A 25,375-nucleotide genomic window follows, 5' to 3' on the forward strand; every position below is an offset into this window, starting at 1 on the left:
CTGCCTCGATCCTGTGCACAGGATGAAGTCTGACAGCCCCCGGCCGCGCCGTCCATAGCCCTGACGCGTAGCGCGGCGGGAGAATCCGTGTCTATAGTCGGCCCGGAACGGCCGTCCGACAAAGGGGGAAGACCGGCTTCATGATGACGCAGGCGCTGGAGCTTCTGACCACCGCGGAAATGTACGAGGCCGACCGGCTCGCCATGGACGGGGGCATTGCGGGCATCGCGCTCATGGAGAAGGCGGGGCGCGGCGTCGCCGGAGCCATCGCGATGCGTTTCGCGCCGGTGCCGGTCCTCGTCCTGTGCGGGCCGGGGAACAATGGCGGCGACGGCTTCGTGGTGGCGCGGCTGCTCAAGGAGGAGGGCTGGCCGGTGACGCTGGCCCTGCTCGGCGAGCGCGCGCGGCTCAAGGGCGACGCCGCGGAGATGGCCGCGCGCTGGCAGGGCCCGGTGCTGCCGCTTGCCGAGGCACGCCCCGAAGAGGCGGGCCTGGTGGTCGATGCGGTGTTCGGCGCGGGGCTTGCCCGCCCGCTTGAGGGCGCGCCGCGCGAGATGATCGAGCGCGTGGCCCGGGCCGGCTGCCCGGTCGTCGCCGTGGACGTGCCGAGCGGGGTCGACGGCGATACCGGACGCGTGCTCGGCGCCGCGGCACCCGCCACCCTCACGGTCACCTTCTTCAGGCGCAAGCCCGGCCATCTGCTCTATCCGGGCCGGGGGCTGTGCGGGGAGACCGTCACCGTCGATATCGGGACGCCGGAGGCCGTGCTCGACACCATCCGCCCGAAGGCGGCGGCGAACGGGCCGGCGCTGTGGGTGTCGCGCTTTCCCGTTCCGGCCGCTGAGGGCCACAAATACGGGCGCGGCCATGCGGTCGTCGCCTCGGGTGGCCCGTGGGCGACGGGGGCGGCCCGGCTCGCCGCGCGCGGCGCGCTGCGCATCGGGGCGGGGCTCGTGACGGTCGCCTCGCCGCCCGACGCGCTCGCCGTCAACGCCGCCCATCTCACCGCGATCATGCTGACGGAGGCGGGCGACAGGCCGGCGCTGGCCCGCTTCCTGTCCGACCGCAGGCACAATGCCGCGCTGATCGGGCCGGGGGCCGGCGTCGACGGGACGACCCGGGAACGGCGCGACGCCATCCTGGAAAGCGGCGCGGCGGCGGTGCTCGACGCCGATGCGCTGACCGTTTCCGCCCGCGATCCGCAGGAGCTCTTCGCCGCCATCGCCCTGCGACCCGGGCGGCCCGTGGCGCTCACCCCCATGAGGGCGAGTTCGCCCGGCTGTTCCCGGATCTCGGGGCGGAGGCCGGCTCGAAGACCGAGCGTGCCCGCGAGGCCGCCCGCCGGTCCGGCGCCGTCATCGTGCTCAAGGGACCCGATACGGTGATCGCCGCCCCCGACGGGCGCGCGGCGATCAACGCCAATGCGCCGGCCGATCTCGCGACGGCGGGCTCCGGCGACGTGCTCGGCGGCCTGATCCTCGGCCTCCTGGCGCAGGGGATGCCCGCCTTCGAGGCCGCCGCCGCCGCGGTGTGGTGCCATGGGGCCGCCGGTCAGCACGCCGGCGCCGGGCTCATCGCGGAGGACCTTCCCGAAGCGATCCCCGCGGTGCTCGCGGAGCTCAGGCGCGAGATTTCCGGGCCTTGACGGGGGCGGGTGCGCCTGCCCGTTCAGGCCTCGCCCCGCGCGGGCTCACCATGGCGACGCCGACCGCCGCGACCGCCATGCCCGCCCAGGCGAGCGGCGGCATGGCCTCGTCCAGCAGAACCCAGGCGAGGAGCGCCGCCGTCGGCGGCACCAGATAGAAGAGGGCGGAGACGCGCGAGGCCTCGCCGCGGCGGATCATGGCGAGCAGCAGCGTGATGGCGACCAGCGAGTTGCCGATCACCAGATAGGCGAGCGCGGCCACCAGCTCCGGCGACCAGGAGACGGCGGCCGTGCCGAAGGCGAGGGCGAGCGGCAGGGTGGTGACGAGGCCCGCCGCGTACTGGATCACATTGGCGGCCACGGGGTGCTGGGTCCGCCCGAAGCGCTTCTCGTAGAGCGTGGCGAAGGTCATGCCGAGCAGCGCGCCGAGCGCGCAGACGAGGCCCGCGACGGATGTCGTCTCCACCGAGGACCGGCCCAGAATGACGATCACCGCGCCGGTGAAGCCGAGCGCGAAGCCGATCCAGCGCTTCAGCCCGATCACCTCGCCGACGAGCGCCGGGGCGAGGAGCGCCACCAGCACCGGCTGGAGCGATACGACCAGCGCCACCGTGCCCGCGGAGGTGCCGAGCGCGAAGGCCACATAGCACAGCCCGAAATAGACCGTCTGGATCAATACGCCGACCACCGCGATGTGGAGCCATTCGACCGCCCGGGACGGCCAGTCGGGCCTGAGCCACAGGACGAGCGGGGCGAGCACCGCGAGAACCAGCCCGTAGCGCATCGTCAGGAAGAGCAGCGGGTCGGCATGGGCGGTGCCGATCTTGGCGACCGGGAAGCCGAGCGACCACAGGAGCAGGAAGAGGACCGGGCTCAGGCGCACGAGCCAGCCATTCGCCTCGTCCGCCCCGGCGGCCTCGCCGGAACGCGCGGTGCGGGCCGTTGTCTCGCTGGTCATGGCGGACGTCTCCTCGTTCCCGGCCTGTCGCCGGGCGCATGCGGTGTGTCGGGATGGCGGGCATGCCGGAACCGGACTTCTTCCCATGTCAGGCAATCGGTCCGGTGGCAACCCCATGTGGCTTGCGGAGATGTGACTTGTGGAGACGATAAGGTCTCTATAGCCTTAAGTCACGTTACTGATACAGATTGTTGATATAAGCATTGCTGATATCATGAATGTCACACAGTTGCGCGCCCTCGTCGCCGTCGCCGATACGGGCAGCATCACCCATGCCGCCGAGCGGATCGGGCTCACCCAGTCGGGCGCGAGCCAGGCCCTCTCCGCGCTGGAGGACCATCTCGCCGTGCGCCTCGTCATGCGCGGGCGCCGGGGCGTGACGCTGACCCGTGTGGGCGAGGGCGTGGCAGCCCGGGCGCGCGAGGCTCTGGCCGCGCTCGACGCCATTCGCCGGACTGCCGACGGCGCGCGCGGGCTCGAGACGGGCCGCATCAGGCTGGCGAGCGTCCCCTCCGTCTTCGCCACGCTCCTGCCGCCGCTTCTGCAGCGTTTCCATGCCCGCCATCCGGGAATCGAGGTGGTGGCGCTGGAGGCGACGGACCGGGAGGTCGCCGCCCTGCTGGAGGCCGGCACGGCCGATATCGGCGTCGTGGCCGGCCCCGCGACGCCCGGCCGGACCGTCGTGCCGCTCCATCGCGACGAGTGGGTCGCGGTCGTGCCGGCCGGCCACGCCCTTGTGCGCGGCGGGGCGGCGGGCATTCCCCTGGCCGCGCTGGCGAGGGAGCCCTTCGTCGTCGCCACCGGCGGCTGCTCGACCCATGCCCGCACCGTCGCCCGGCAGGCGGGTCTCGAGCTCGCCGACATCCGCGTGGAGGTGCATGACTGGACGAGCGCGCTGGCCCTGGTGCGCGAGGGGCTCGGCGTTTCCCTCGTGCCCGCCCTCAACCTCCCCGACGACCGGCGGGGCCTGCGCGTCCTGCCGCTCGCCGAGCCGGTTCACCGCGATCTCTCGCTCGAGGTCTCCCCAGACAGCGCCGGCTCGGCGATCGTGCTCGCATTTCTCGACACGGCCGTTACAATCGGCGCCGGAAACCCTCCCAGACCGGACATGCACAGCGCAGAGACATGGACACCATAAGGCCCGCGGAAGAAGGCGACCTCGCGGATCTGGTCGCGCTCTACAATCATTACGTGGCCAACACGGCCATCACCTTCGATATCGAACCCTGTACGGTGGAGACGCGGCGGCCCTGGTTCGACCAGTTCGCGCCCTCCGGCCGCTACCGGCTTCTCGTGCTCGAGAACGATGGCGGCGAGCTTGTGGGCTATGCCTCGAGCGCTCCGCTCAAGCCGAAGCGGGCCTATGAGACATCGGTGGAGACCACGATCTATCTGGCGCCCTCGGCGGGCGGCGGCGGCCGGGGCACGCGGCTCTATGGCGCGTTGCTGGAGGCGCTGGAGGCGGAGGACGTCCACCGCGCCTATGGCGTGATCGCCCTGCCGAACGCGGCGTCCGTCCGCCTTCACGAGAAGCTCGGCTTCCGCCCGCTCATGGTGCTCGACGAGGTGGGCCGCAAGTTCGGCCGCTATGTCAGCGTGCAGTGGTTCGAGCGCGCGGTCGGCTGACGCCGGAGCGTTCCGCAACTGTCGGCCTGGCCCATCCAATTCGCAGGGACGAGGAGAACGATGAACGATATCGACCCGGCATCCATCGTGGAGAGCGAGGCCGAGCTCGACGAGCTCTACGGGGCGCCGAGCCCGGCCTCGAAGATCAAGGAGGCGACCCGCATCGTTCCCGAATACCGCGCCCTGATCGAGGCCTCGCCCTTCGCGGTGCTGGCGACCTCGGGGCCGGGCGGGCTCGACTGCTCGCCGCGCGGCGATGCGCCGGGCTTCGTCAGGGTCAAGGACGACAGGACGCTGCTCCTGCCCGACCGGCGCGGCAACAACCGGATCGATTCGCTGCGCAATATCGTCCACGATCCGCGCGTGGCGCTGCTGTTCCTCGTCCCCGGCCTCGGCGAGACGCTCCGCGTGAACGGCCGGGCGCGGCTGACGCGGGACGCGGCGCTGTGCGACAGCCTCGCCCATCAGGGCCGGGCGCCGAAGCTCGTGATCGAGATCGCGGTGGAGACCGTCTTCTTCCAGTGTGCGCGCGCGATCATGCGCTCCAGCCTCTGGGACCCCACGCGCCATGTGGCGCGCGGCGATCTGCCGACCGCCGGCCAGATGCTCAAGGCGACGAGCGCGGGCGAGGCGGGCGGCGACGACTATGACCGCGACCTCGACCGGCGGATGAAGGCCGGGCTCTATTGAGGGCCGAAAGGGCGGCAATTTCTGCACGCCGGGCTTTTCATGGCCGCTTTTCTGTGCTGTATCGCGCGGGAACCGCATTTGCCGGTCGGCGATGGCGGCTGTTTTTCCGCTCTGGCGCCCGGAAAAGCCCTTGTGCTATAGAAGCGCCCGAAATGCGCGGAGCCCGGGCTTGAACGAGCTTCGGCGGGCGTGGTGGAACTGGTAGACACGCGAGGTTTAGGTCCTCGTGGGCTTTGCCCTTGGGGGTTCGAGTCCCTCCGCCCGCACCAGTTCGGCCGCCGCCCTCCAGGGCACGATACGGGGCTGCGGTGCGACCGGCGCTGACGGCAAAGTGAAAACCACAGGACGCCGCCTCGACGGGGGTGGCGCCAGATCAAGGAATTGGTGACGACATGCAGGTGACCGAGACCCGGAACGAGGGCCTGAAGCGCGAGCTCAAGGTCGTTGTGGGGGCGGATGAGCTGGAGAACCAGCTCGTCGACCGGCTCAACGAGCTCAAAGGCCAGGTCAGGCTTCGCGGCTTCCGCCCCGGAAAGGTGCCGGTGGCCCATTTGCGCAAGGTCTACGGCCGCTCTGTCATGGCCGAGGTCGTCCAGAAGGCGGTCGACGAGACGAGCCAGCAGGCGCTGACCGAGCGCGAGGAGCAGCCCGCCTACCAGCCCGAGATCTCCCTCACCGAGGACGAGAAGGAGATCGAGCAGGTCATGGAGGGCAAGGCCGATCTCGCCTTCACCATGGCGTTCGAGGTGGTCCCGCCCTTCGATATCGCCGATCTGTCCGGGCTCAAGCTGGAGAAGCCGGTCGCCGAGGTCGGCGACGACCAGATCGCCGACGCCCTCCAGCGCATCGCCCAGCAGTATCGCGACTTCGCCCCGCGCGACGCCAAGGAGAAGGCCGAGGACGGCGACCGCGTGACCATCGACTTCGTGGGCCGCATCGACGGCGAGGCCTTCGAGGGCGGCAGCGCGGAGGATGTGCCGCTTGAGCTCGGCTCCAACAGTTTCATTCCGGGCTTCGAGGAGCAGCTCGTCGGCGCCAAGGCGGGCGAGGAGCGCGAGGTCAAGGTCACCTTTCCCGCCGATTACGGCGCGGAGCACCTGGCCGGCAAGGATGCCGTCTTCGCGGTGACCGTGAAGGAGGTCGCCGCCCCGCAGGAGGGCGAGCCCGACGACGAGTTCGCCAAGAAGCTGGGCATGGACAGCCTCGATGCGCTGAAGGAGCGCATCCGCGAGCAGATCGCCTCGGAGCACGAGGGCGCCTCCAAGGCCAAGATGAAGCGCCAGCTTCTCGACCGCCTGGACGAGATGCACACCTTCGATCTGCCGGAGAAGCTGGTCGACGGAGAGTTCGAGCAGATCTGGCATGCGCTCACCCATGAGATGGAGCACGAGGGCAAGAGCTTCGAGGACGAGGGCACGACCGAGGAGGAGGCGCGCAAGGAGTACCGCGCCATCGCGGAGCGCCGCGTCCGCCTCGGCCTGGTGCTCGGCCGCATCGGCGAGGAGGCCGGCGTGACGATCGGCGACGAGGAGCTGCAGGGCGCGCTGATCGAGCGCGCGCGGCAGTTCCCCGGCCAGGAACGCCAGGTGTTCGACTATTACCGCAACAATCCGCAGGCCATGATGGAGCTGCGCGGGCCCCTGTTCGAGCAGAAGGCCGTCGACACCATCATCGAGAAGGCCGACGTCACGGAGACGCCGGTGAGCCGCGAGGAGCTGTTCGCCGATCCCGACGAGGAGGCGGAGGCCGAGAAGTCGAAGGCGAAGAAGGCCGCGGCCAAGAAGCCGGCCGCCAAGAAGGCGTCCAAGGCCAAGGCCGACGACGGCGGCAAGGACGAGGGCGAGGCGAAGGCCAAGCCCGCCGCGAAGGCGGAGGCCAAGACCGCTTCCAAGACCGCCAAGAAGCCCGCTGCCAAGAAGACCGCTGCCAAGGGCAAGGCCGACACGGCGTCCAAGGACTGAGGCCGGCTGAGGCAGAAGGACGCGCGTGTGCTTGCGCCCGGCGGACCGGGTGACTAGATAAGCCGTCGCACGGGACAAGGGCCCGGCGGATGCTTGGCGTCCGCCGGGCGAATCGCATTAGGGTCTCCAGTCCAGCCCCGGGCGGAAGGGCCCGACTTACCGGACAACGAATTTGGCGGGGGAGGGGCGCCATGCCCCCGCACCGAGCCAGCGGAGCACACAAGCCATGCGCGATCCGATCGACACATATATGAACACCCTCGTGCCGATGGTGGTCGAGCAGACCAATCGGGGCGAGCGCGCCTACGACATCTATTCCCGCTTGCTCAAGGAACGGATCATCTTCGTCACCGGCGGTATCGAGGACAACATGGCCTCGCTCATCACCGCCCAGCTCCTGTTCCTGGAATCGGAGAACCCGAAGAAAGAGATCGCCATGTACATCAACTCGCCGGGCGGCGTGGTGACGTCCGGCCTGGCGGTCTACGATACCATGCAGTTCATCCGGCCCGCGGTGTCGACCACCTGCATCGGCCAGGCGGCGTCCATGGGCTCGCTGCTGCTGACGGCCGGCGAGAAGGGCATGCGGTTCGCGCTCTCCAATGCGCGCATCATGCTGCACCAGCCCTCCGGCGGTTTCCAGGGACAGGCCTCCGACATCGAGCGCCACGCGGAGGACATCGTCAAGGTCAAGCGCCGGCTGGAGGAAATCTATATGCGCCATACCGGCCAGGAGCGCGAGGTCGTGGAGAAGACGCTCGACCGCGACTATTTCATGACCTCGGACGCGGCGAAGGATTTCGGCCTGATCGACAGCGTTCTCGACAAGCGCCCCGAGCCCAAGGAACAGGACGCGAGTTGACCGGAGAGCGGGGCGGTTGCGGCCCCGTATTGGGGCATGGATGCCGGCGGGTGTCGGCGGCGGCCGGGCGGATTAATCAAATCTTGATCCGCCGGCCAATACCATGCTGTGATGCATGAACGCGCGGAGGTCGGAACAGCAGCGCACCGGCCCGTCTGCATCGAGTGGATATCGCCCGCCGTGGCGTTCCTTTCAGACAGTGGCGACCCGTGACGCGGGCCGCGCTCCCTTGCGAAGGAATGGCTGACGAAGTGGCCAGGGAGATCAAATGACTGATCGTAACAGGAGCGATTCCAAGAACACGCTATATTGCTCCTTCTGCGGCAAGAGCCAGCACGAGGTGCGCAAGCTCATTGCCGGGCCGACCGTATTCATCTGCGACGAATGCGTCGAGCTGTGCATGGACATCATCCGCGAGGAGAACAAGTCGTCGCTGGTGAAATCGCGCGACGGCGTGCCCTCGCCGCAGGAAATCTGCAAGGTGCTCGACGACTACGTGATCGGCCAGGGCCACGCCAAGCGCGTGCTCTCCGTCGCGGTGCACAATCACTACAAGCGCCTCAACCATGCGACCAAGTCGCCGGATGTGGAACTGGCGAAGTCGAACATCCTGCTCGTCGGCCCCACGGGCTGCGGCAAGACGCTGCTCGCCCAGACGCTGGCGCGCATCCTCGACGTGCCCTTCACCATGGCCGACGCCACGACCCTGACGGAGGCCGGCTATGTGGGCGAGGATGTGGAGAACATCATCCTCAAGCTGCTGCAGTCGGCCGACTACAATGTCGAGCGCGCCCAGCGCGGCATCGTCTATATCGACGAGGTCGACAAGATCTCGCGCAAGTCGGACAATCCCTCGATCACGCGGGACGTCTCCGGCGAGGGCGTGCAGCAGGCGCTCCTGAAGATCATGGAGGGCACCGTCGCCTCCGTGCCGCCGCAGGGCGGGCGCAAGCATCCCCAGCAGGAGTTCCTGCAGGTCGACACGACCAACATCCTGTTCATCTGCGGCGGCGCCTTCGCCGGGCTGGAGAAGATCATCTCCGGGCGCGGGCAGGGCTCGTCCATCGGCTTCGCCGCGGAGGTGAAGTCCCTGGAGGACCGGCGCACGGGCGAGATCCTGCGCGGGGTCGAGCCGGAGGATCTCCTGAGCTTCGGGCTCATCCCGGAGTTCATCGGGCGCCTGCCGGTGATCGCCACGCTGGAGGATCTCGACGAGGATGCGCTGATGCAGATCCTGGTCGAGCCCAAGAACGCGCTGGTCAAACAGTATCAGCGCCTGTTCGAGATGGAGGATGTGAAGCTCACCTTCGCCGACGAGGCGCTGAGGGCGATCGCGCGCAAGGCGATCGAGCGCAAGACCGGCGCGCGCGGCCTGAGATCCATCCTGGAGGGCATCCTGCTCGACACCATGTTCGACCTGCCGAGCCTGGAGGGCGTGGAGGAAGCCGTGATCTCCAAGGAGGTGGTGGAGTGCGAGGCCAAGCCGCTGCTCATCTATACCGAGCGCGCCGACGAGGCCGAAAGCTCCGCTTGACCCTGTTATCGCCCCTTTGCGACGACCGAATCGTGGCCGGCCCGGACAGCGATGTCCGGGCCGGCGCGTTGCCGATTCGCAAGATTGGGGCCTTCGCGGCCGGTCCGGCTGCCATCCGTTCAGCCGGTAAAACGGGGCTTGACGAACAGCTTACCCGTCGCCACCTAACGGGTGATGACAAATGGCTGCGCGGGCCGCGAATCTCGCCTATCATCTGGCCATGCAGCATTCCCGTAACCCGATGAGGATGGCGGCGAGGACTGGCTGGTTTGCCCCAGCTCTCGCCGGCAGGGTGTTGCCTCGGTCCGAAGGGCCGGACGGCACCGGATCGGAGACCGGGAGGCCGGACCCCCGCCAGCAAGAAGGATACGAGACATGAGCGAAGGCAATGTCATAACCATGTCGGGATCTGGAGAGGGCTCCGAGCGGTTTCCCGTCCTGCCCCTGCGCGACATTGTGGTGTTCCCGCATATGATCGTTCCGCTCTTCGTGGGGCGGGACAAGTCGATCCGTGCGCTCGAGGAGGTGATGCGCGAGGACAAGCGCATCCTGCTCGTTTCGCAGATGAACGCCTCCGACGACGATCCCGAGCCCGACGCGATCTTCACCGTCGGGACCGTCGCGTCCGTGCTGCAGCTTCTCAAGCTGCCCGACGGCACCGTGAAGGTGCTGGTGGAAGGCAATGAGCGTGCGCGCATCACCGGCTATACCGACCGCACCGACTTCCACGAGGCCGAGGCGGAGATCATCCCCGACATCGAGGGCGACGTCAGCGAGACCGAGGCGCTCGCCCGCTCGGTGGTGGCGCAGTTCGAGACCTATGTGAAGCTCAACAAGAAGGTCCCGCCGGAGGTGATCTCCACGGTCACCCAGATCGACGACTATTCCAAGCTCGCCGATACGGTGGCCGCGCATCTGGCGGTCAAGATCTCCGACAAGCAGGACCTGCTCGAGGTCGCCTCCGTCACGGAGCGGCTGGAGCGCGTCTACGGCCTGATGGAGGGCGAGATCTCCGTCCTTCAGGTGGAGAAGCGCATCCGCAGCCGCGTCAAGCGCCAGATGGAGAAGACCCAGCGCGAGTACTATCTGAATGAGCAGATGAAGGCCATTCAGAAGGAGCTCGGCGACGGCGACGAGCGCGACGAGCTCAACGAGCTCGAGGAACGTATCAAGAAGACCAAGCTGTCGAAGGAGGCCCGCGAGAAGGCCGAGGCGGAGATGAAGAAGCTCCGCCAGATGAGCCCCATGTCGGCGGAAGCCACCGTCGTGCGCAACTATCTCGACTGGCTGCTCGGCATTCCCTGGGGCGCCAAGAGCCGGGTGAAGAAGGATCTCGGCTATGCCGAGACGGTTCTCGACACCGACCATTACGGCCTTGAGAAGGTCAAGGAACGGATCGTGGAGTATCTGGCCGTCCAGCAGCGCACCAACACGCTCAAGGGCCCGATCCTGTGCCTCGTCGGCCCGCCCGGCGTCGGCAAGACCTCGCTCGGCCGTTCCATCGCCAGGGCGACGGGGCGCGAGTTCGTGCGCCTGTCGCTCGGCGGCGTGCGCGACGAGGCGGAGATCCGCGGCCACCGGCGGACCTATATCGGCTCCATGCCGGGCAAGGTCATCCAGTCCATGCGCAAGGCCAAGAAGGCCAATCCGCTGTTCCTCCTCGACGAGGTGGACAAGATGGGCATGGATTTCCGCGGCGATCCGTCGTCGGCGCTCCTGGAGGTGCTCGATCCAGAGCAGAACGCCACCTTCATGGACCACTATCTGGAGGTCGAGTACGACCTCTCCAATGTGATGTTCATCACCACGGCGAATACGCTCAATATTCCGCCCGCCCTGATGGACCGCATGGAGATCATCCGGATCGCGGGTTACACCGAGGATGAGAAGGTCCAGATCGCGCGGCGCCACCTGCTGCCCAAGTCCGTGAAGACCCACGGGCTCAAGGAGGGCGAGTTCGAGCTCACCGACGAGGCTCTGGTCGAGGTCATCAGGCGGTATACGCGCGAGGCCGGCGTCCGGAATCTCGAGCGCGAGCTCTCCACGCTCGCCCGCAAGGTGGTCAAGGAGCTCATCACGTCCAAGCCGGACAAGGTCGAGATCACGAAGGACAATCTCGCCGACTATCTCGGCGTGCCGAAGTTCCGGTACGGCGAGGCGGAGCGCGAGGACCAGGTCGGCGTGGTCACGGGGCTTGCCTGGACGGAGGTTGGCGGCGAGCTTTTGACCGTCGAGGCGCTCATGATGTCCGGCAAGGGCAAGATGACCGTCACCGGCAATCTGCGCGACGTGATGAAGGAATCGATCTCCGCGGCAAGCTCCTATGTGCGCTCGCGCGCGGCCGATTTCGGCATCAAGCCGCCGGTCTTCGACCGCAAGGACATCCATGTCCACGTGCCGGAGGGGGCAACGCCCAAGGACGGGCCGTCCGCGGGTATCGCCATGGTGGCGGCCATCGTCTCGGTGATGACCGGCATTCCCGTGCGCAAGGACGTGGCCATGACCGGCGAGATCACCTTGCGCGGGCGCGTCCTGCCGATCGGCGGCCTCAAGGAGAAGCTCCTGGCAGCGCTCAGGGGCGGCATCAAGACGGTGCTGATCCCGGAGGAGAACGCCAAGGACCTGGCCGACATTCCGGAGAACGTGAAGAACGGGCTGGAAATCATCCCGGTCGCGCGGATGGGCGAGGTCCTGCGGCATGCGCTGACCAGCATGCCCGAGCCCATCGACTGGGACGAGGAGCAGGAGGCCAAGGAGGCGGCTCGCGCCGCGGTTGTCGCCGACGAGAGCCAGCCGGGGCTCATCGCCCACTGACCGGTCCCCTTGCGGGCCCGTGTCAGAGGGGCGCGAATCGGCCTCTTGATTCGAGATTTTTCGCAGAAAACTGCGAGGTCTGCGTGGATGCGCCGGCCTCGCTTTGTTTTTGTCCGCCGGATAACGCATTGATATACGGGAAGAAAATGCCTGAGGGCTCAAAACCCTTGCTTTTCTGCGGTTTTTGGCATGAGCATGCGCCAACGGTCGCGCCGGATGGGCGTCCGTTTGGTTGCAATGCGAGTCATTGAAAGGACAGAGCCGTGAACAAGAACGAGCTGATTGCGAGCGTGGCTGCCGACGCCAACATGACCAAGGCGGACGCGGCCGAGGCTGTCGAGGCGACGCTCGATACGATCATTGACGCGCTCAAGAAAGGCGACGAGGTCCGTCTCGTCGGTTTCGGCACCTTCAGCGTGTCGCAGCGGGCTGCCAGCGAGGGCCGCAACCCCCGCACGGGCGAGACCATCAAGATCCCCGCCTCCAAGGCGCCGAAGTTCAAGGCCGGCAAGGCGTTCAAGGATGCCGTGAACGGCTGATGGGGACGCCGGGTCCGGTCGTCCGCCAGGACGGCGCGGGCTCGAGCCCGATCTATCGGGAAAACCCTGTCCTGATCCGGCGCATGCCGGGTCCGGGCAGGGTTTTTCGCATTCGGGGCGCCTGTCTCCGGCTTCGCCTCTTGCCCTCGCGCCGCGCCGCGCGTAAATCACGGGGGCGCCGGCGCGGGGGGACATTCGCGCTGCCGGCGGGGTGCGGGCGGTTAGCTCAGCCGGTTAGAGCACGTGGCTTACATCCACGGGGTCGGGAGTTCGAATCTCTCACCGCCCACCAGCCCTCCGGTGCCGGGCGTGACTCTTTTTCCGCAAGTGTCGCTTTTCGCGCGATCCTCGCTTGACTTGGCCAGGGGGGTGTCATACACAACGACGCGCCTTGCCGAGGGGCTCCGGAGAGCCCATCTTTATACGGCATGGGGGTGTAGCTCAGTCGGTTAGAGCGCTGGCCTGTCACGCCAGAGGCCGCGGGTTCGAGTCCCGTCACTCCCGCCATTTTCCTCAGATATTCGCCATCTAGATGCTGTCCGGTCGATGCCCGGCCGGCTCGACGTCCGATCCTGTTTGCCTGCAGGGCGCGTGTGACTGTAAGGTCCGTCAGTCGGACGGGGCCGTCTGCGGCTGGTGGGGGTCCTGTGAAGGGCCGCCGAGCGCAGCTCCGTAGCCGAGCTGGCGTGCATGGCGCGTATCGGCGAAAAGCATGCCGAGCCAGTTGGCGCCGGTCCCCTCGAACGCGGCGGATATCGTGGCCGCATGGGCCTTGCCGGAACTGACATTTTCCCTGAGCAACCTGAATTTTCCGGCCAAGCCCAGACGCTCCGCAATGTCCGACATGGCGACCTCTATGTCCTCGTACCGGAAGAAATAGATGTCGCACCAGCCGAGCTGCCTTGAGAGCAGCGTGTCGTCCCGCAGCGACGCCGCGTCCAGATCGACCCCGAAAACCTCCTGGAAATGATCGCCATACCAGGTGAACGGCATCATCATCGTGGCGAAGAAGGTTCTCACGGTCCGGTCGCAGGCAGGCGATCCGGTGCGGGGCGCGAGGTTGGCGAAGCGCCGCGGGCTCTCAAGCACCGTATCGATCCCGCCGGCCTCCTCCAGAAGGTCGGCCAGGCAGATGAGCAGCCGGGAAACCGTGCCGAGGATCAACTCGTCCCTGTCCGCCGCATTGATCCGCCACTGGGCGGCCAGTTCCTCCAGCGAGGGCAGGTAGCCCTTGATGTCCTGCGAGAGCTTCGAGCGGAACCAGTGCAGTGGATTCCGGCAGGTCGTGATGATGGACAGGCGCCGGCCCGGACGCATCTCCGCCCGGAAGGCGTTCACCTCGCGGGTGATCGCCGCGTTCCTCATAAATTGCTGGACCTTGTGCTCGTGGAAATAGGCGGACTGCTTCGGGCTCACCAAGAACGGCACGATCTGGCGGAGGTTCTTCTCACCGAGAAAGTGCGACTGCACGGCCGTCACGCCGTCCAGCGCGTCGAGGGACTGCACGATGGCTGTGCTGCCGACCTTCCCGTACTGATAGACGACGATGTAGTGGCGGCAGGCCATGTGGACGGCGGTTGGCCTGGTGCTCTTGTCCGGCATTGGGGATGGCCTCGCTCCGGTGAAATCCCTGCCTATGCACGCTCGCGGGCTCGACGAGCGCCCCACCAATCGTTAGGGGAATGACGCTTTGTTCGCAATAGTTGCAATAATATAAAATGCAAAAATAAGTATGTTTCCTCACAATGAGGGAAGGATGAGGGGGCTGCGATGTGCGCGGTCATTTGATCGGGCGGGACGTCATTCCCATTTGTGAGGATGGGACAAGACGATATGTCGATCCGCCCCCGCGCGAGTGCGTCGGGTGCGGCGCGACAGTATGCGGCAGGAGGGAAGCCGCGGCCATATCGCCGTTCTCCAGCCCGTCGGGCCGTTATGTCCCGGCAAAGGGGTTGCACCCCATTGTGCGGTGCGCTACGACGACGCCAACACCCCGCGGGTGGCGGGCCCTGAGCCGGTAATGCACCTATGCTTGAGCTTCTGACAGAATACCTGCCGATTGTGATCTTCATGGGGCTGTGTCTCGTGATCGGCCTCGCCCTCATGCTGTCGGCCTTCATCATCGCGATCCGCCATCCGGATCCCGCCAAGGTCGCCGCCTATGAGTGCGGTTTCGACGCCTTCGACGACGCCCGCATGAAGTTCGACATCCGGTTCTATCTGGTGTCGATCCTGTTCATCATCTTCGACCTGGAGGTCGCCTTCCTGTTCCCCTGGGCCGTTTCGCTGAAGGAGATCGGCGCTTTCGGATTCTGGTCGATGATGGTGTTTCTTGGCGTGCTGACCATCGGCTTCGCCTATGAATGGCGGAAAGGAGCGCTGGAATGGGATTGACGGAAAAGCTGACCATCGGCGGCGGCGACACCGCTCCCGGCGCCACGCAGGATCAGTTCTTCGCCGACGTCTCCAACGAGCTGGCCGACCGCGGCTTCCTGGTCGCTGCATCGCACGATCTCATCAACTGGGCGCGGACGGGCTCGCTGCACTGGATGACATTCGGGCTGGCCTGCTGCGCGGTGGAGATGATGCAGGTCGCCATGCCGCGCTATGACTGCGAGCGATTCGGGTTCGCCCCGCGCGCCTCGCCGCGCCAGTCGGATGTGATGATCGTGGCCGGCACGCTGTGCAACAAGATGGCGCCGGCGCTCCGGCGGGTCTACGATCAGATGCCGGAGCCGCGCTACGTCATCTCCATGGGCTCCTGCGCCAATGGCGGCGGCTACTATCACTACTCCTATTCGGTTGTGCGCGGCTGCGACCGGGTCGTTCCCGTCGATATCTACGTGCCGGGCTGCCCGCCGACGGCGGAGGCGCTCCTCTACGGAATTCTGCAACTGCAGCGCAAAATCCGCCGCACCGGCACGATCGAGCGCTGAGAAACCGAGCCGGCGCCCCGGTTCCAGGGGGCGCTCACGCCAGGGATTGTTGAGAACGGACTGACCGACGGCAATGGACGAGACCTTACAGGAGATCGGCGAACACGCCGAGGCCGAGCTCGGCGATCTGGTGCTCAAGCGTGTCGAGGCCCATGGCGAGCTGACCGTGACCGTGGAGGCCGAACACATTGCGCGGGTTCTCAAGTTCCTGCGCGACGACGCCAATTGCCGCTTCGCGGTGCTCATCGACATTTCGGGCGTCGACTATCCGGGGCGCGAGAAGCGCTTCGACGTCGTCTACCACCTTCTGAGCCCCTATCAGAATGCGCGCATCAGGGTGAAGCTCGAGGTGGGCGAGGACGTCACCGTGCCGAGCGTCTGCGATATCTTCCCGGCGGCGGTCTGGTACGAGCGCGAGGTCTACGACCTCTATGGCGTGCTGTTCTCCGGCCACCCCGATCTCCGGCGCATCCTCACCGATTACGGCTTCGAGGGCTTCCCGTTGCGCAAGGACTTCCCGCTCACCGGCTATGTGGAGCTGCGCTACGACAACGAGCAGCGCCGCGTGGTCTACGAGCCGGTCAAGCTGCAGCAGGAATTCCGCACATTCGACTATCTCAGTCCCTGGGAGGGAACCGAATACATCCTCCCGGGCGACGAGAAGGCCCAAGAGAACCAGGGCTGAGGAAGAGGGACAGGGCGCAATGGACGGCAATGCAAAGTCGGTTCCCGGCCGCTGCCTGTGCGGCGCGGTGACGTTCACGGCCATGGCGGGCGATCGCGATGTCGGCGTCTGCCACTGTTCCATGTGCCGGCACTGGACGGCGGGCGTCTTCATGGCGCTCCATTGCGAGGGCGTCACCCTCGACAAGGGCGATGAGCTGGGCGTCTACCGGTCCTCCGACTGGGGGGAGCGGTGTTTCTGCAAGGCGTGCGGCACACCGCTGTTCTGGCGCATGCACGACGGATCGATGTATGCCGTTTCCGTCAATGCGCTGGATGTCGGCGAGGACCTCAAGCTTGCCAGCGAGATCTTCATCGACGAGAAGCCCGGTTACTACGCATTCGCCAACGACACCCACAGGATGACCGGTGCCGAGGTGATCGCCATGGTCACCGGCGGTCAGGAAGAATAGTCCATGGCTGAGGCGCAGATCCGCAATTTCAACATCAATTTCGGGCCGCAGCACCCGGCAGCCCATGGCGTGCTGCGCCTGGTGCTGGAGCTCGACGGCGAGGTCGTCAAGCGCGTCGATCCGCATATCGGGCTCTTGCATCGCGGCACCGAGAAGCTGATCGAGCACAAGACCTACCTTCAGGCGGTGCCCTATTTCGACCGGCTCGACTATGTCGCGCCGATGAACCAGGAGCACGCCTTCGCGCTGGCCACCGAGAGGCTCCTGGAGCTGGAGGTCCCCAAGCGCGGCCAGCTCGTGCGCGTGCTCTATTCGGAGATCGGCCGGCTGCTCTCCCATCTCCTGAACGTCACGACGCAGGCCATGGATGTCGGCGCGCTCACCCCGCCATTGTGGGGGTTCGAGGAGCGCGAGAAGCTCATGATCTTCTACGAGCGCGCCTCCGGCTCGCGCATGCATGCCGCCTATGTCCGCCCCGGTGGCGTGACGCGCGACCTGCCGCCGGAGCTGCTCGACGATATCTTCGCCTTCTGCGAGACGCATCCCAAGGTGCTCGACGACATCGAGGGCCTCTTGACCGACAACCGCATCTTCAAGCAGCGCAATGTCGACATCGCCAAGCTCTCGCTGGAGGATGCGTTCGCCTGGGGCTTCTCCGGCGTCATGGTGCGCGGCTCGGGCGCGGCCTGGGACCTGCGCAGGGCGCAGCCCTATGAGTGCTATTCGGAGCTCGATTTCGACATCCCCGTCGGCAAGAACGGCGACTGCTACGACCGCTATCTGGTGCGCATGGAAGAGATGCGCCAGTCGGTGAAGATCATGAAGCAGTGCCTGGAGAAGCTCGCCTCGCCGGAAGGCCAGGGGCCGGTCTCGGCGGAGGACAACAAGGTGGTGCCGCCGCGCCGCGCGCAGATGAAGCGCTCCATGGAGTCGCTCATCCACCACTTCAAGCTCTATACGGAAGGCTATCGGGTGCCGGAGGGTGAGGTCTACGCCGCCGTGGAGGCGCCCAAGGGCGAGTTCGGCGTCTATCTGGTCTCCGACGGCACCAACAAGCCCTATCGGTGCAAGCTTCGCGCGCCGGGTTTCGCGCATCTGCAGGCCATGGACTTCCTGTGCGAGGGCCACATGCTTGCGGACGTCGCCGCGATCCTGGGGTCGCTCGATATCGTGTTCGGCGAGGTGGATCGATGATCGTGACGAAAGGTCAGGGAGGCGCGTCATGAGTGTCCGCCGCCTCTATGACGAGCAGCCGGAGAGCTTCGCGTTCACGCCGGAGAACCAGGCGTGGGCGAGGGAGCAGATCGCCAAGTACCCCGACAGGCGGCAGGCCTCCGCGGTGATCTCGCTGCTCTGGCGCGCCCAGGAGCAGGCCGGCGGTTGGCTGCCGGAACCGGCGATCCGCCACGTCGCCGACATGCTCTCCATGGCCTATATCCGGGTCTACGAGGTCGCGACCTTCTACACCATGTTCAATCTCGCCCCGGTCGGGCGCTACCATGTGCAGCTGTGCGGCACGACGCCGTGCTGGCTGCGCGGCGCCGACGACCTGAAGGCGGTGTGCCGCAAGGTGATCGGCGAGCAGAACCGGCCGACCGAGGACGGCACCTTCTCGTGGGTCGAGGTGGAGTGCCTCGGCGCCTGCGTGAACGCGCCCATGGTGCAGATCAACAAGGATTATTACGAGGATCTCGACGCGGAGAGCTTCGAGCGGCTCCTCGCCGACCTCAAGGCCGGCAAGAGCCCGGCGCCGGGCCCCCAGATCGACCGCATCAACTCCGCGCCCGAGGGCGGGCCGCAGACGCTGGTCGAGCCCGATCTCTACAATGGCAACTACGCCAGGCTGTGGGCGAAGTCGAAGGGCAAGGCGGGCGACGAGGGCGAAGCCAAGGATGCTCCCGCGCCCAAGGCCGAACCGGCGACGAAGACCGCCCAGGCGACGAAGACCGCGCCGGCCAAGGCGGCGGAAACGGCGTCCGGCGGCGATGACGCGGCCAAGCAGCGCAAGCCGCGCGGCCTCAAGGCGCCGCGCAAGGCCGGTGCCGACGATCTGAAGCTCATTTCGGGCGTCGGGCCGAAGATCGAGGGATTGCTCAACGATCTCGGCATCTACCACTACGACCAGATCGCCAAATGGGGCGAGGAGGAAGTCGCCTGGGTCGACGACTATCTGCGCTTCAAGGGCCGGATCGCCCGCGAGGGCTGGATCGGCCAGGCTGAGACGCTGGCGAAGGGCGGGGAGACCGAATTCTCCCGCCGCAAGGCCAAGAAAGGCTCGTGAGGGAGTAGACGATGCTCGCCGACAAGGACCGCATCTTCACCAATCTGTACGGGCTGCACGATCCGGGTCTCAAGGGCGCGACCGCGCGCGGCGCCTGGGACGGCACGAAGAAGTTCATCGATCAGGGCCAGGACTGGGTGATCGAGCAGGTCAAGGGCTCGGGCCTGCGCGGGCGCGGCGGCGCGGGCTTCCCGACCGGCCTCAAATGGTCCTTCATGCCCAAGGAGGTCGGCGAGCGGCCGCATTATCTGGTGGTCAATGCCGACGAGTCGGAGCCCGGCACCTGCAAGGACCGGGAGATCATGCGGCACGATCCCCATCTCCTGATCGAGGGCTGCCTGATCGCCGGTTTCTCCATGCGCGCCCATACGGGCTACATCTATATCCGCGGCGAGTTCATCCGCGAGCGCGAGGCGCTGCAGCGCGCCATCGACGAGGCCTACGAGGCCAAGCTGATCGGCCCCGGCAACAAGCATGGCTGGGACTTCGACCTCTATGTCCATCACGGCGCGGGCGCCTATATCTGCGGTGAGGAGACGGCGCTCCTGGAAAGCCTGGAGGGCAAGAAGGGCATGCCGCGGCTGAAGCCGCCGTTCCCGGCCAATGTCGGCCTCTACGGCGCGCCGACCACGGTGAACAACGTGGAGTCGATCGCCGTGGTGCCGACCATCCTCAGGCGCGGCGCCTCGTGGTTTTCGGGGCTCGGCCGGCCGAACAACGCCGGCACCAAGCTGTTCTGCATTTCCGGCCATGTGAACCGGCCGTGCAATGTGGAAGAGGAGATGGGCATCCCCTTCCGCGAGCTGATCGAGAAGCATGCCGGCGGCGTGCGCGGCGGCTGGGACAACCTGCTCGCCGTCATCCCGGGCGGCTCCTCGGTGCCGTGCATCCCGGCGGAGACCTGCCGCGACCTGCCGATGGACTTCGACTCGCTGAAGGCGGTCAAGTCGGGGCTCGGCACCGCGGCGGTGATCGTCATGGACAAGTCGACCGACATCGTGCGGGCGATCTCGCGCATCTCCTATTTCTACAAGCACGAATCCTGCGGCCAGTGCACGCCCTGCCGCGAGGGCACGGGCTGGATGTGGCGCGTTCTGGAGCGCATGGCCAGGGGTCAGGCGGAGAAGAGCGAGATCGACAACCTGCTCGACGTCACCTATCAGGTGGAAGGCCACACGATCTGCGCGCTGGGCGATGCGGCCGCATGGCCCGTCCAGGGGTTGATCCGCCATTTCCGCGGCGAGATCGAGCGGCGCATCGACGACTATGCGGCCTCCCACGCCGAGGCGGCGCCGGTCGCGGCCGAGTAAGTCAAACGGGTGCCGCCTGACCCTTGCGCCGGCGCAAGGGACGGGAGCGCCGAGAGGAAAACGAAGAGACGGACATGCCGAAGCTCAAGGTCGACGGCAAGGAGATCGAGGTCGAGGACGGGCTCACGCTCTTGCAGGCATGCGAGCTTGCCGGCGCGGAGATCCCGCGCTTCTGCTATCACGAGCGGCTCTCCATCGCCGGCAATTGCCGGATGTGCCTCGTGGAGGTGAAGGGCGCGCCGAAGCCGCAGGCCTCCTGTGCGCTGTCCGTCAACGATCTCAGGCCCGGCCCGGAAGGCCAGCCGCCGGAAGTGCTCACCAAGTCGCCGACGGTGAAGAAGGCGCGCGAGGGGGTGATGGAGTTCCTGCTCATCAACCACCCGCTCGACTGCCCGATCTGCGACCAGGGCGGGGAATGCGACCTGCAGGACCAGTCCATGGCCTATGGCGTGGACAGCTCGCGCTTCCACGAGAACAAGCGCGCGGTCGAGGACAAGTATATCGGCCCGCTGGTCAAGACCATCATGACGCGCTGCATCCACTGCACGCGCTGCATCCGCTTCGTCACCGAGGTGGGCGGGGTCGAGGAGCTCGGCGCCATCGGCCGCGGCGAGGACATGGAGATCACGACCTATCTCGAGCGCGCCATGACCTCGGAGCTGCAGGGCAACGTCATCGACCTGTGCCCGGTCGGCGCGCTGACCTCCAGGCCCTATGCCTTCAAGGCGCGGCCCTGGGAGCTCAGGAAGACGGAGTCCATCGACGCGATGGACGCCGTCGGCTCCAATATCCGCGTCGATGTCCGCGGCCGCGAGGTGATGCGCATCATGCCGCGCGTCAACGAGGACGTGAACGAGGAGTGGATCTCCGACAAGAGCCGCTTCGTCTGGGACGGGCTTCGCACCCAGCGCCTCGACCGCCCCTATGTGCGCGAGAACGGGCGCCTGCGCGCGGCGAGCTGGCAGGAGGCGTTTTCCGCCATCGCCGGCAAGGTCAAGGAGACCGCGCCGGAGCGCATGGCCGCGCTGGCCGGCGACCTCGCCACGACGGAGGAGATGTTCGCGCTGAAGGACCTGATGGTCCGGCTCGGCGTGGAGAGCGTCGATTGCCGCCAGGAGGGCTCCGCCCTCGGCGAGGCCGGCGGGCGCGCGGGCTTCCTGTTCAATGCGACCATCGCCGGGATCGAGGAGGCGGACGCCGTCCTGCTGATCGGCTCCAATCCGCGCGCGGAGGCGGCGGTCCTCAATTCGCGCATCCGCAAGCGCTGGCGCGCCACGGCCATGCCGGTCGGCGTGATCGGCGAGGCGGCGGACCTCACCTACGCCTACGAGCATCTGGGCGCGGGGCCGGAGACGCTCGATGCGCTCGCCAGGGGCGAGATCGGGTTCCTGGAGACGCTGAAAACGGCGGAGCGTCCGCTCATCGTGGTCGGCGAGGGCGCCTTTGCGCGCCGCGACGGCATGGCGATCCTGTCGGCCGCCGCGCGCCTTGCAAAGGATGTCGGCGCGGTCGGCGGCGACTGGAACGGCTTCAGCGTGCTGCATACCGCGGCGGGCCGCGTCGGCGGGCTGGAGATCGGCTGTCTGCCGGGCGAGGGCGGCCGCGACACGCGCGCCATCGTCGAGGGTGCCGGCAAGGGCGAGATCGACGTCGTGTTCCTGCTCGGTGCCGACGAGATCGACATGGCCGCGCTCGGCCAGGCCTTCGTCGTCTATCAGGGCACCCACGGCGATGCCGGCGCGCACCGCGCCGACGTCATCCTGCCGGGAGCGGCCTATACGGAGAAGTCGGGCACCTATGTGAACACCGAAGGCCGGCCGCAGCTTGCCCGCCGCGCCTCCTTCCCGCCGGGCGACGCCCGCGAGGACTGGGCGATCCTGAGGGCGCTGTCGGGCGCCGTCGGCCAGACGCTGCCCTATGACAGCCTGGACGAGCTGCGCGCGGCGATGTACGAGGCCGCGCCCTATCTGGCCGCGCTCGACGAGGTGGCCGTGGCCGACCCGGCCGGGCTCGACGAGCTCGCAGGTCTCGGCGGCACGCCGGACAAGGCGCCGTTCGAGAACGCGGTGACGAATTTCTACCTGAACAACCCGATCGCGCGGGCCTCCGCCGTCATGGCGGAGTGCAGCGCGCTGAGGCGCGGCGACGTGGCGATGGACGCGGCGGAGTAGGGGGCAACGGAATGGCGGACTTCTTCTACACCTACGGACTGCCGGTCGTGATCATCGTGGCGCAGAGCCTTGCGCTGCTGGTCACGCTGCTCGTCTTCATCGCCTATCTGCTCTATGCCGACCGCAAGGTCTGGGCGGCCGTCCAGGCCCGGCGCGGACCCAATGTCGTGGGGCCCTGGGGGCTGCTCCAGTCCTTCGCCGATCTGATGAAGTTCGTGGTGAAGGAGGTCGTGATCCCGGCCGGCGCCAACAAGGGCGTCTATCTCCTCGCCCCGCTCATCACCTGCGTGCTGGCGCTGTCGGCCTGGGCGGTGGTGCCGGTGGCCGACGGCTGGGTGATCGCCGACATCAATGTGGGCATCCTCTACATCTTCGCGATCTCCTCGCTCGGCGTCTATGGCGTGATCATGGGCGGCTGGGCGTCGAACTCGAAATATCCCTTCCTCGGCGCGCTGCGCTCCGCGGCGCAGATGGTCTCCTACGAGGTCTCCATCGGCTTCGTCATCATCACCGCGCTGCTGTGCGCCGGCTCGCTGAACCTGAGCGAGATCGTCCGGTCGCAGGAGACGGGGCTCGCCACCCTGCTCGGCGTGCCGTGGCTGTCGTTCCTGAACTGGTACTGGCTGCCGCTGCTGCCGATGTTCGTCGTGTTCTTCATCTCCGCGCTCGCGGAGACGAACCGGCCGCCCTTCGACCTGCCGGAAGCGGAATCGGAGCTCGTCGCGGGCTTCATGGTGGAATATTCCTCCACGCCCTTCCTGCTGTTCATGCTGGGCGAGTACGTCTCCATGACGCTGATGTGCGCGCTCATGACGATCCTGTTCCTCGGGGGCTGGATGCCGCCCTTCGATTTCGCGCCCTTCACCTGGGTGCCGGGGGTCATCTGGTTCACGCTGAAGGTCACGGCGTTCTTCTTCCTGTTCGCCATGGTCAAGGCGTTCGTTCCGCGCTACCGCTACGATCAGCTCATGCGGCTGGGCTGGAAGGTGTTCCTGCCGATCTCGCTGTTCTATGTGGCGCTCGTCGCGGGCGTGCTGACCGCTTTCGACTGGGCGCCGTGATGATGTGGAGTGCGCGCGATGACCGTTTCGGCTGCCAGCATCGTCTCCGCGGTGGCCTTTCTGGCGATCGGCGTATTCGGTTACGCGCTCGTCAACCGCTTCGTCTATCCGCCGGTGCGCCGGCATCACGAGGAGGCGAAGCTCACCGGCCGGCAGGGCGCGGATCCGCGCCTCGTCTTCTCGGTGCTGAGATTTGCCGCACTGGTCGGCATGCCGGTCCTCGGCTTCCTTCTGGGCGACCGGCTGGCGTCGCTGTTTTGAGATCTGGGTTTCAAGGAACGCGGGAACTGACCCCATGAGACTGACACAGGCTGCGCGATCGGTTTTCCTGAGCGAGTTCGTCTCGGCGTTCTTCCTGTCGATGCGCTATTTCGTTTCGCCGAAACCGACCATCAACTACCCCTTCGAGAAGGGCCACATCTCGCCGCGCTTCCGGGGCGAGCACGCGCTGCGCCGCTATCCCAACGGCCAGGAGCGCTGCATCGCCTGCAAGCTGTGCGAGGCGATCTGCCCGGCCCAGGCGATCACCATCGAGGCGGGGCCGCGCCGCAATGACGGCACGCGGCGCACGACCCGCTACGACATCGACATGGTGAAGTGCATCTATTGCGGCTTCTGCCAGGAGGCCTGCCCGGTCGATGCGATCGTGGAGGGCCCCAATTACGAATTCGCCACCGAGACGCGCGAGGAGCTCTACTACAACAAGGAGAAGCTTCTGGCGAACGGCGACCGGTGGGAGCGCGAGATCGCGCGCAACCTTGCGCTCGAGGCGCCTTATCGCTAAGCCCTCGCAAGGGTTCGGCGCCGGGGGCCGTACGGTTCGCGGGGGAGCCTTCGGGAAGACTTTGAGGACGTAGGACGACATGGCCGTAGCGGCACTCTTCTTCTATCTCTTCTCCGCGCTCGCGGTCGCGGCCGGCGTGATGGTGATCGCCGCGCGCAACCCCGTGCACTCCGTGCTCTTCCTGATCCTCGCCTTCTTCAACGGCGCGGGGCTGTTCCTGCTGCTGGGCGCGGAATTCCTCGCCATGATCCTGGTCGTGGTCTATGTCGGCGCGGTCGCGGTCCTGTTCCTGTTCGTGGTCATGATGCTCGATATCGACTTCACCGAGCTGCGCCAGGGCATGCTGCAATATCTGCCGATCGGGGCGACCATCGGGCTGATTCTGCTCGTGGAGCTCGTGATGGTGCTCGGCACCTGGTCGATCTCGGCGGACGCCGTCAACGTGGCGAGCGCGCCCGCCCCGGCGCTTGCCGACATGACCAATGCGGAGGCGCTCGGCCGGCTCCTCTACACGCGCTACGTCTACTTCTTCCAGGCCGCGGGTCTCGTGCTGCTGGTCGCCATGATCGGCGCCATCGTGCTCACCCTGCGCCACAAGGAGGGCGTCAAGCGCCAGGTGATCGCCGACCAGGTGGCACGCACGCCGGAAACCGGCGTGGAAATCAGGAAAGTCAGACCGGGGCAGGGGCTCTAGGGGCTCCAGGGCCTCCCGGATCACACCAAGACAGGTATCGAAAGACGACAGACCCATGGAGATCGGGCTTCCACATTACCTGACCGTTGCCGCGATCCTGTTCACGATCGGCGTCTTCGGCATCTTCCTCAACCGGAAGAATGTCATCATCATCCTGATGTCGATCGAGCTCATGCTGCTCGCGGTCAATCTGAACCTGGTCGCCTTCTCGTCCTTCCTCGGCGATCTCGTCGGGCAGGTCTTCGCGCTCCTGGTTCTCACGGTGGCGGCCGCTGAGGCGGCCATCGGGCTCGCCATCCTGGTCGTCTATTTCCGCAATCGCGGCACGATCGACGTCGAAGACATCCACATCATGAAGGGCTGAGGCTAGGGC

At 66.9% G+C, this 25,375-nt stretch carries 23 protein-coding genes, 3 tRNA genes and 1 pseudogene; 25 read left to right on the forward strand and 2 right to left on the reverse strand.

Annotated features, from left to right (window positions below; genetic code table 11):
* The first annotated feature begins 143 nt into the window (after nucleotides 1-143).
* Nucleotides 144-1,645 (forward strand): annotated as a pseudogene (locus tag HW532_RS20080) (NAD(P)H-hydrate dehydratase).
* On the opposite strand, the gene HW532_RS20085 reads toward HW532_RS20080, so the two are convergent.
* A complete protein-coding gene (locus HW532_RS20085; protein ID WP_213162158.1) occupies nucleotides 1,620-2,603 on the reverse strand; it encodes a DMT family transporter in 984 nt (327 codons plus the stop codon). The pseudogene HW532_RS20080 and the gene HW532_RS20085 sit on opposite strands and share 26 nt — an antisense overlap.
* 214 nt (nucleotides 2,604-2,817) lie before the next feature.
* On the opposite strand from HW532_RS20085, the gene HW532_RS20090 reads away from it, so the two are divergent.
* From HW532_RS20090 to HW532_RS20140, 11 genes are all read left to right on the forward strand, one after another.
* Nucleotides 2,818-3,741 (forward strand): LysR family transcriptional regulator, encoded by a 924-nt coding sequence (locus tag HW532_RS20090; protein WP_213162159.1) that lies wholly within the window; start codon nucleotides 2,818-2,820, stop codon nucleotides 3,739-3,741.
* Complete coding sequence (locus tag HW532_RS20095) at nucleotides 3,729-4,229, forward strand: GNAT family N-acetyltransferase (RefSeq protein WP_213162160.1); 501 nt, start codon at nucleotides 3,729-3,731, stop codon at nucleotides 4,227-4,229. Before HW532_RS20090 ends, HW532_RS20095 begins: the two co-directional genes overlap by 13 nt.
* Before the next feature lie 60 nt (nucleotides 4,230-4,289).
* Complete coding sequence (locus HW532_RS20100; protein WP_213162161.1) at nucleotides 4,290-4,919, forward strand: pyridoxamine 5'-phosphate oxidase family protein; 630 nt, start codon at nucleotides 4,290-4,292, stop codon at nucleotides 4,917-4,919.
* Between the two features lie 183 nt (nucleotides 4,920-5,102).
* A tRNA-Leu gene (locus tag HW532_RS20105) sits at nucleotides 5,103-5,188 on the forward strand.
* Between the two features lie 123 nt (nucleotides 5,189-5,311).
* Complete coding sequence (gene tig / locus HW532_RS20110; protein WP_213162162.1) at nucleotides 5,312-6,880, forward strand: trigger factor; 1,569 nt, start codon at nucleotides 5,312-5,314, stop codon at nucleotides 6,878-6,880.
* Between the two features lie 226 nt (nucleotides 6,881-7,106).
* Nucleotides 7,107-7,742 (forward strand): ATP-dependent Clp protease proteolytic subunit, encoded by a 636-nt coding sequence (locus HW532_RS20115; RefSeq protein WP_213162163.1) that lies wholly within the window; start codon nucleotides 7,107-7,109, stop codon nucleotides 7,740-7,742.
* Between the two features lie 268 nt (nucleotides 7,743-8,010).
* A complete protein-coding gene (clpX, locus tag HW532_RS20120; RefSeq protein WP_213162164.1) occupies nucleotides 8,011-9,276 on the forward strand; it encodes an ATP-dependent Clp protease ATP-binding subunit ClpX in 1,266 nt (421 codons plus the stop codon).
* A gap of 375 nt (nucleotides 9,277-9,651) precedes the next feature.
* Nucleotides 9,652-12,090, forward strand: a complete 2,439-nt coding sequence (lon, locus tag HW532_RS20125) for an endopeptidase La (protein WP_246479330.1) — start codon at nucleotides 9,652-9,654, stop codon at nucleotides 12,088-12,090.
* A 263-nt stretch (nucleotides 12,091-12,353) separates the two neighbouring features.
* Nucleotides 12,354-12,629 carry an HU family DNA-binding protein gene (locus tag HW532_RS20130; RefSeq protein ID WP_213162165.1) on the forward strand — a complete coding sequence of 92 codons (276 nt, stop codon included), beginning with the start codon at nucleotides 12,354-12,356 and terminating at the stop codon, nucleotides 12,627-12,629.
* A gap of 215 nt (nucleotides 12,630-12,844) precedes the next feature.
* Nucleotides 12,845-12,921, forward strand: a tRNA-Val gene (locus HW532_RS20135).
* A gap of 138 nt (nucleotides 12,922-13,059) precedes the next feature.
* Nucleotides 13,060-13,136: transfer RNA gene (locus HW532_RS20140), tRNA-Asp, on the forward strand.
* A 102-nt stretch (nucleotides 13,137-13,238) separates the two neighbouring features.
* On the opposite strand, the gene HW532_RS20145 is transcribed toward HW532_RS20140, so the two are convergent.
* Nucleotides 13,239-14,231, reverse strand: coding sequence for a hypothetical protein (locus HW532_RS20145; RefSeq protein WP_213162166.1), 993 nt, complete (start codon nucleotides 14,229-14,231; stop codon nucleotides 13,239-13,241).
* Between the two features lie 426 nt (nucleotides 14,232-14,657).
* On the opposite strand from HW532_RS20145, the gene HW532_RS20150 reads away from it, so the two are divergent.
* The 13 genes from HW532_RS20150 to nuoK all read left to right on the forward strand — a co-directional run bounded on the left by HW532_RS20150 (nucleotide 14,658) and on the right by nuoK (nucleotide 25,366).
* Nucleotides 14,658-15,023: an NADH-quinone oxidoreductase subunit A gene (locus HW532_RS20150; RefSeq protein WP_213162167.1), complete on the forward strand. Its 366-nt coding sequence runs from the start codon at nucleotides 14,658-14,660 to the stop codon at nucleotides 15,021-15,023.
* Complete coding sequence (locus HW532_RS20155) at nucleotides 15,014-15,565, forward strand: NuoB/complex I 20 kDa subunit family protein (RefSeq protein ID WP_246479331.1); 552 nt, start codon at nucleotides 15,014-15,016, stop codon at nucleotides 15,563-15,565. The genes HW532_RS20150 and HW532_RS20155 overlap by 10 nt, the downstream gene beginning before the upstream one ends.
* 73 nt (nucleotides 15,566-15,638) lie before the next feature.
* The gene (locus HW532_RS20160) at nucleotides 15,639-16,250 is read left to right on the forward strand and encodes an NADH-quinone oxidoreductase subunit C (protein ID WP_213162169.1); all 612 of its coding nucleotides are present in this window, start codon (nucleotides 15,639-15,641) and stop codon (nucleotides 16,248-16,250) included.
* Nucleotides 16,251-16,269: 19 nt separating this feature from the next.
* Nucleotides 16,270-16,701 carry a GFA family protein gene (locus HW532_RS20165; protein WP_213162170.1) on the forward strand — a complete coding sequence of 144 codons (432 nt, stop codon included), beginning with the start codon at nucleotides 16,270-16,272 and terminating at the stop codon, nucleotides 16,699-16,701.
* A gap of 3 nt (nucleotides 16,702-16,704) precedes the next feature.
* Nucleotides 16,705-17,895 (forward strand): NADH-quinone oxidoreductase subunit D, encoded by a 1,191-nt coding sequence (locus HW532_RS20170; protein ID WP_213162171.1) that lies wholly within the window; start codon nucleotides 16,705-16,707, stop codon nucleotides 17,893-17,895.
* 28 nt (nucleotides 17,896-17,923) lie between these two features.
* Complete coding sequence (nuoE, locus tag HW532_RS20175; protein WP_213162172.1) at nucleotides 17,924-18,982, forward strand: NADH-quinone oxidoreductase subunit NuoE; 1,059 nt, start codon at nucleotides 17,924-17,926, stop codon at nucleotides 18,980-18,982.
* Between the two features lie 11 nt (nucleotides 18,983-18,993).
* Nucleotides 18,994-20,292 (forward strand): NADH-quinone oxidoreductase subunit NuoF, encoded by a 1,299-nt coding sequence (gene nuoF, locus HW532_RS20180; protein WP_213162173.1) that lies wholly within the window; start codon nucleotides 18,994-18,996, stop codon nucleotides 20,290-20,292.
* Nucleotides 20,293-20,366: 74 nt separating this feature from the next.
* Nucleotides 20,367-22,463 (forward strand): NADH-quinone oxidoreductase subunit NuoG, encoded by a 2,097-nt coding sequence (nuoG, locus tag HW532_RS20185; RefSeq protein WP_213162174.1) that lies wholly within the window; start codon nucleotides 20,367-20,369, stop codon nucleotides 22,461-22,463.
* A gap of 11 nt (nucleotides 22,464-22,474) precedes the next feature.
* On the forward strand, nucleotides 22,475-23,524 hold the full coding sequence (nuoH, locus tag HW532_RS20190) for an NADH-quinone oxidoreductase subunit NuoH (protein WP_213162175.1): 1,050 nt from the start codon (nucleotides 22,475-22,477) through the stop codon (nucleotides 23,522-23,524).
* An 18-nt stretch (nucleotides 23,525-23,542) separates the two neighbouring features.
* On the forward strand, nucleotides 23,543-23,785 hold the full coding sequence (locus HW532_RS20195; RefSeq protein WP_213162176.1) for a hypothetical protein: 243 nt from the start codon (nucleotides 23,543-23,545) through the stop codon (nucleotides 23,783-23,785).
* 34 nt (nucleotides 23,786-23,819) lie between these two features.
* Nucleotides 23,820-24,308, forward strand: a complete 489-nt coding sequence (nuoI, locus tag HW532_RS20200; RefSeq protein WP_213162177.1) for an NADH-quinone oxidoreductase subunit NuoI — start codon at nucleotides 23,820-23,822, stop codon at nucleotides 24,306-24,308.
* A gap of 79 nt (nucleotides 24,309-24,387) precedes the next feature.
* Nucleotides 24,388-25,002 (forward strand): NADH-quinone oxidoreductase subunit J, encoded by a 615-nt coding sequence (locus HW532_RS20205; RefSeq protein ID WP_213162178.1) that lies wholly within the window; start codon nucleotides 24,388-24,390, stop codon nucleotides 25,000-25,002.
* A gap of 55 nt (nucleotides 25,003-25,057) precedes the next feature.
* The gene (gene nuoK / locus HW532_RS20210; protein ID WP_213162179.1) at nucleotides 25,058-25,366 is read left to right on the forward strand and encodes an NADH-quinone oxidoreductase subunit NuoK; all 309 of its coding nucleotides are present in this window, start codon (nucleotides 25,058-25,060) and stop codon (nucleotides 25,364-25,366) included.
* The last annotated feature ends 9 nt before the right edge of the window (nucleotides 25,367-25,375 follow it).

Origin of the sequence: Kaustia mangrovi (assembly GCF_015482775.1) — a bacterium.
Taxonomy (GTDB): Bacteria; Pseudomonadota; Alphaproteobacteria; order Rhizobiales; family Im1; genus Kaustia; species Kaustia mangrovi.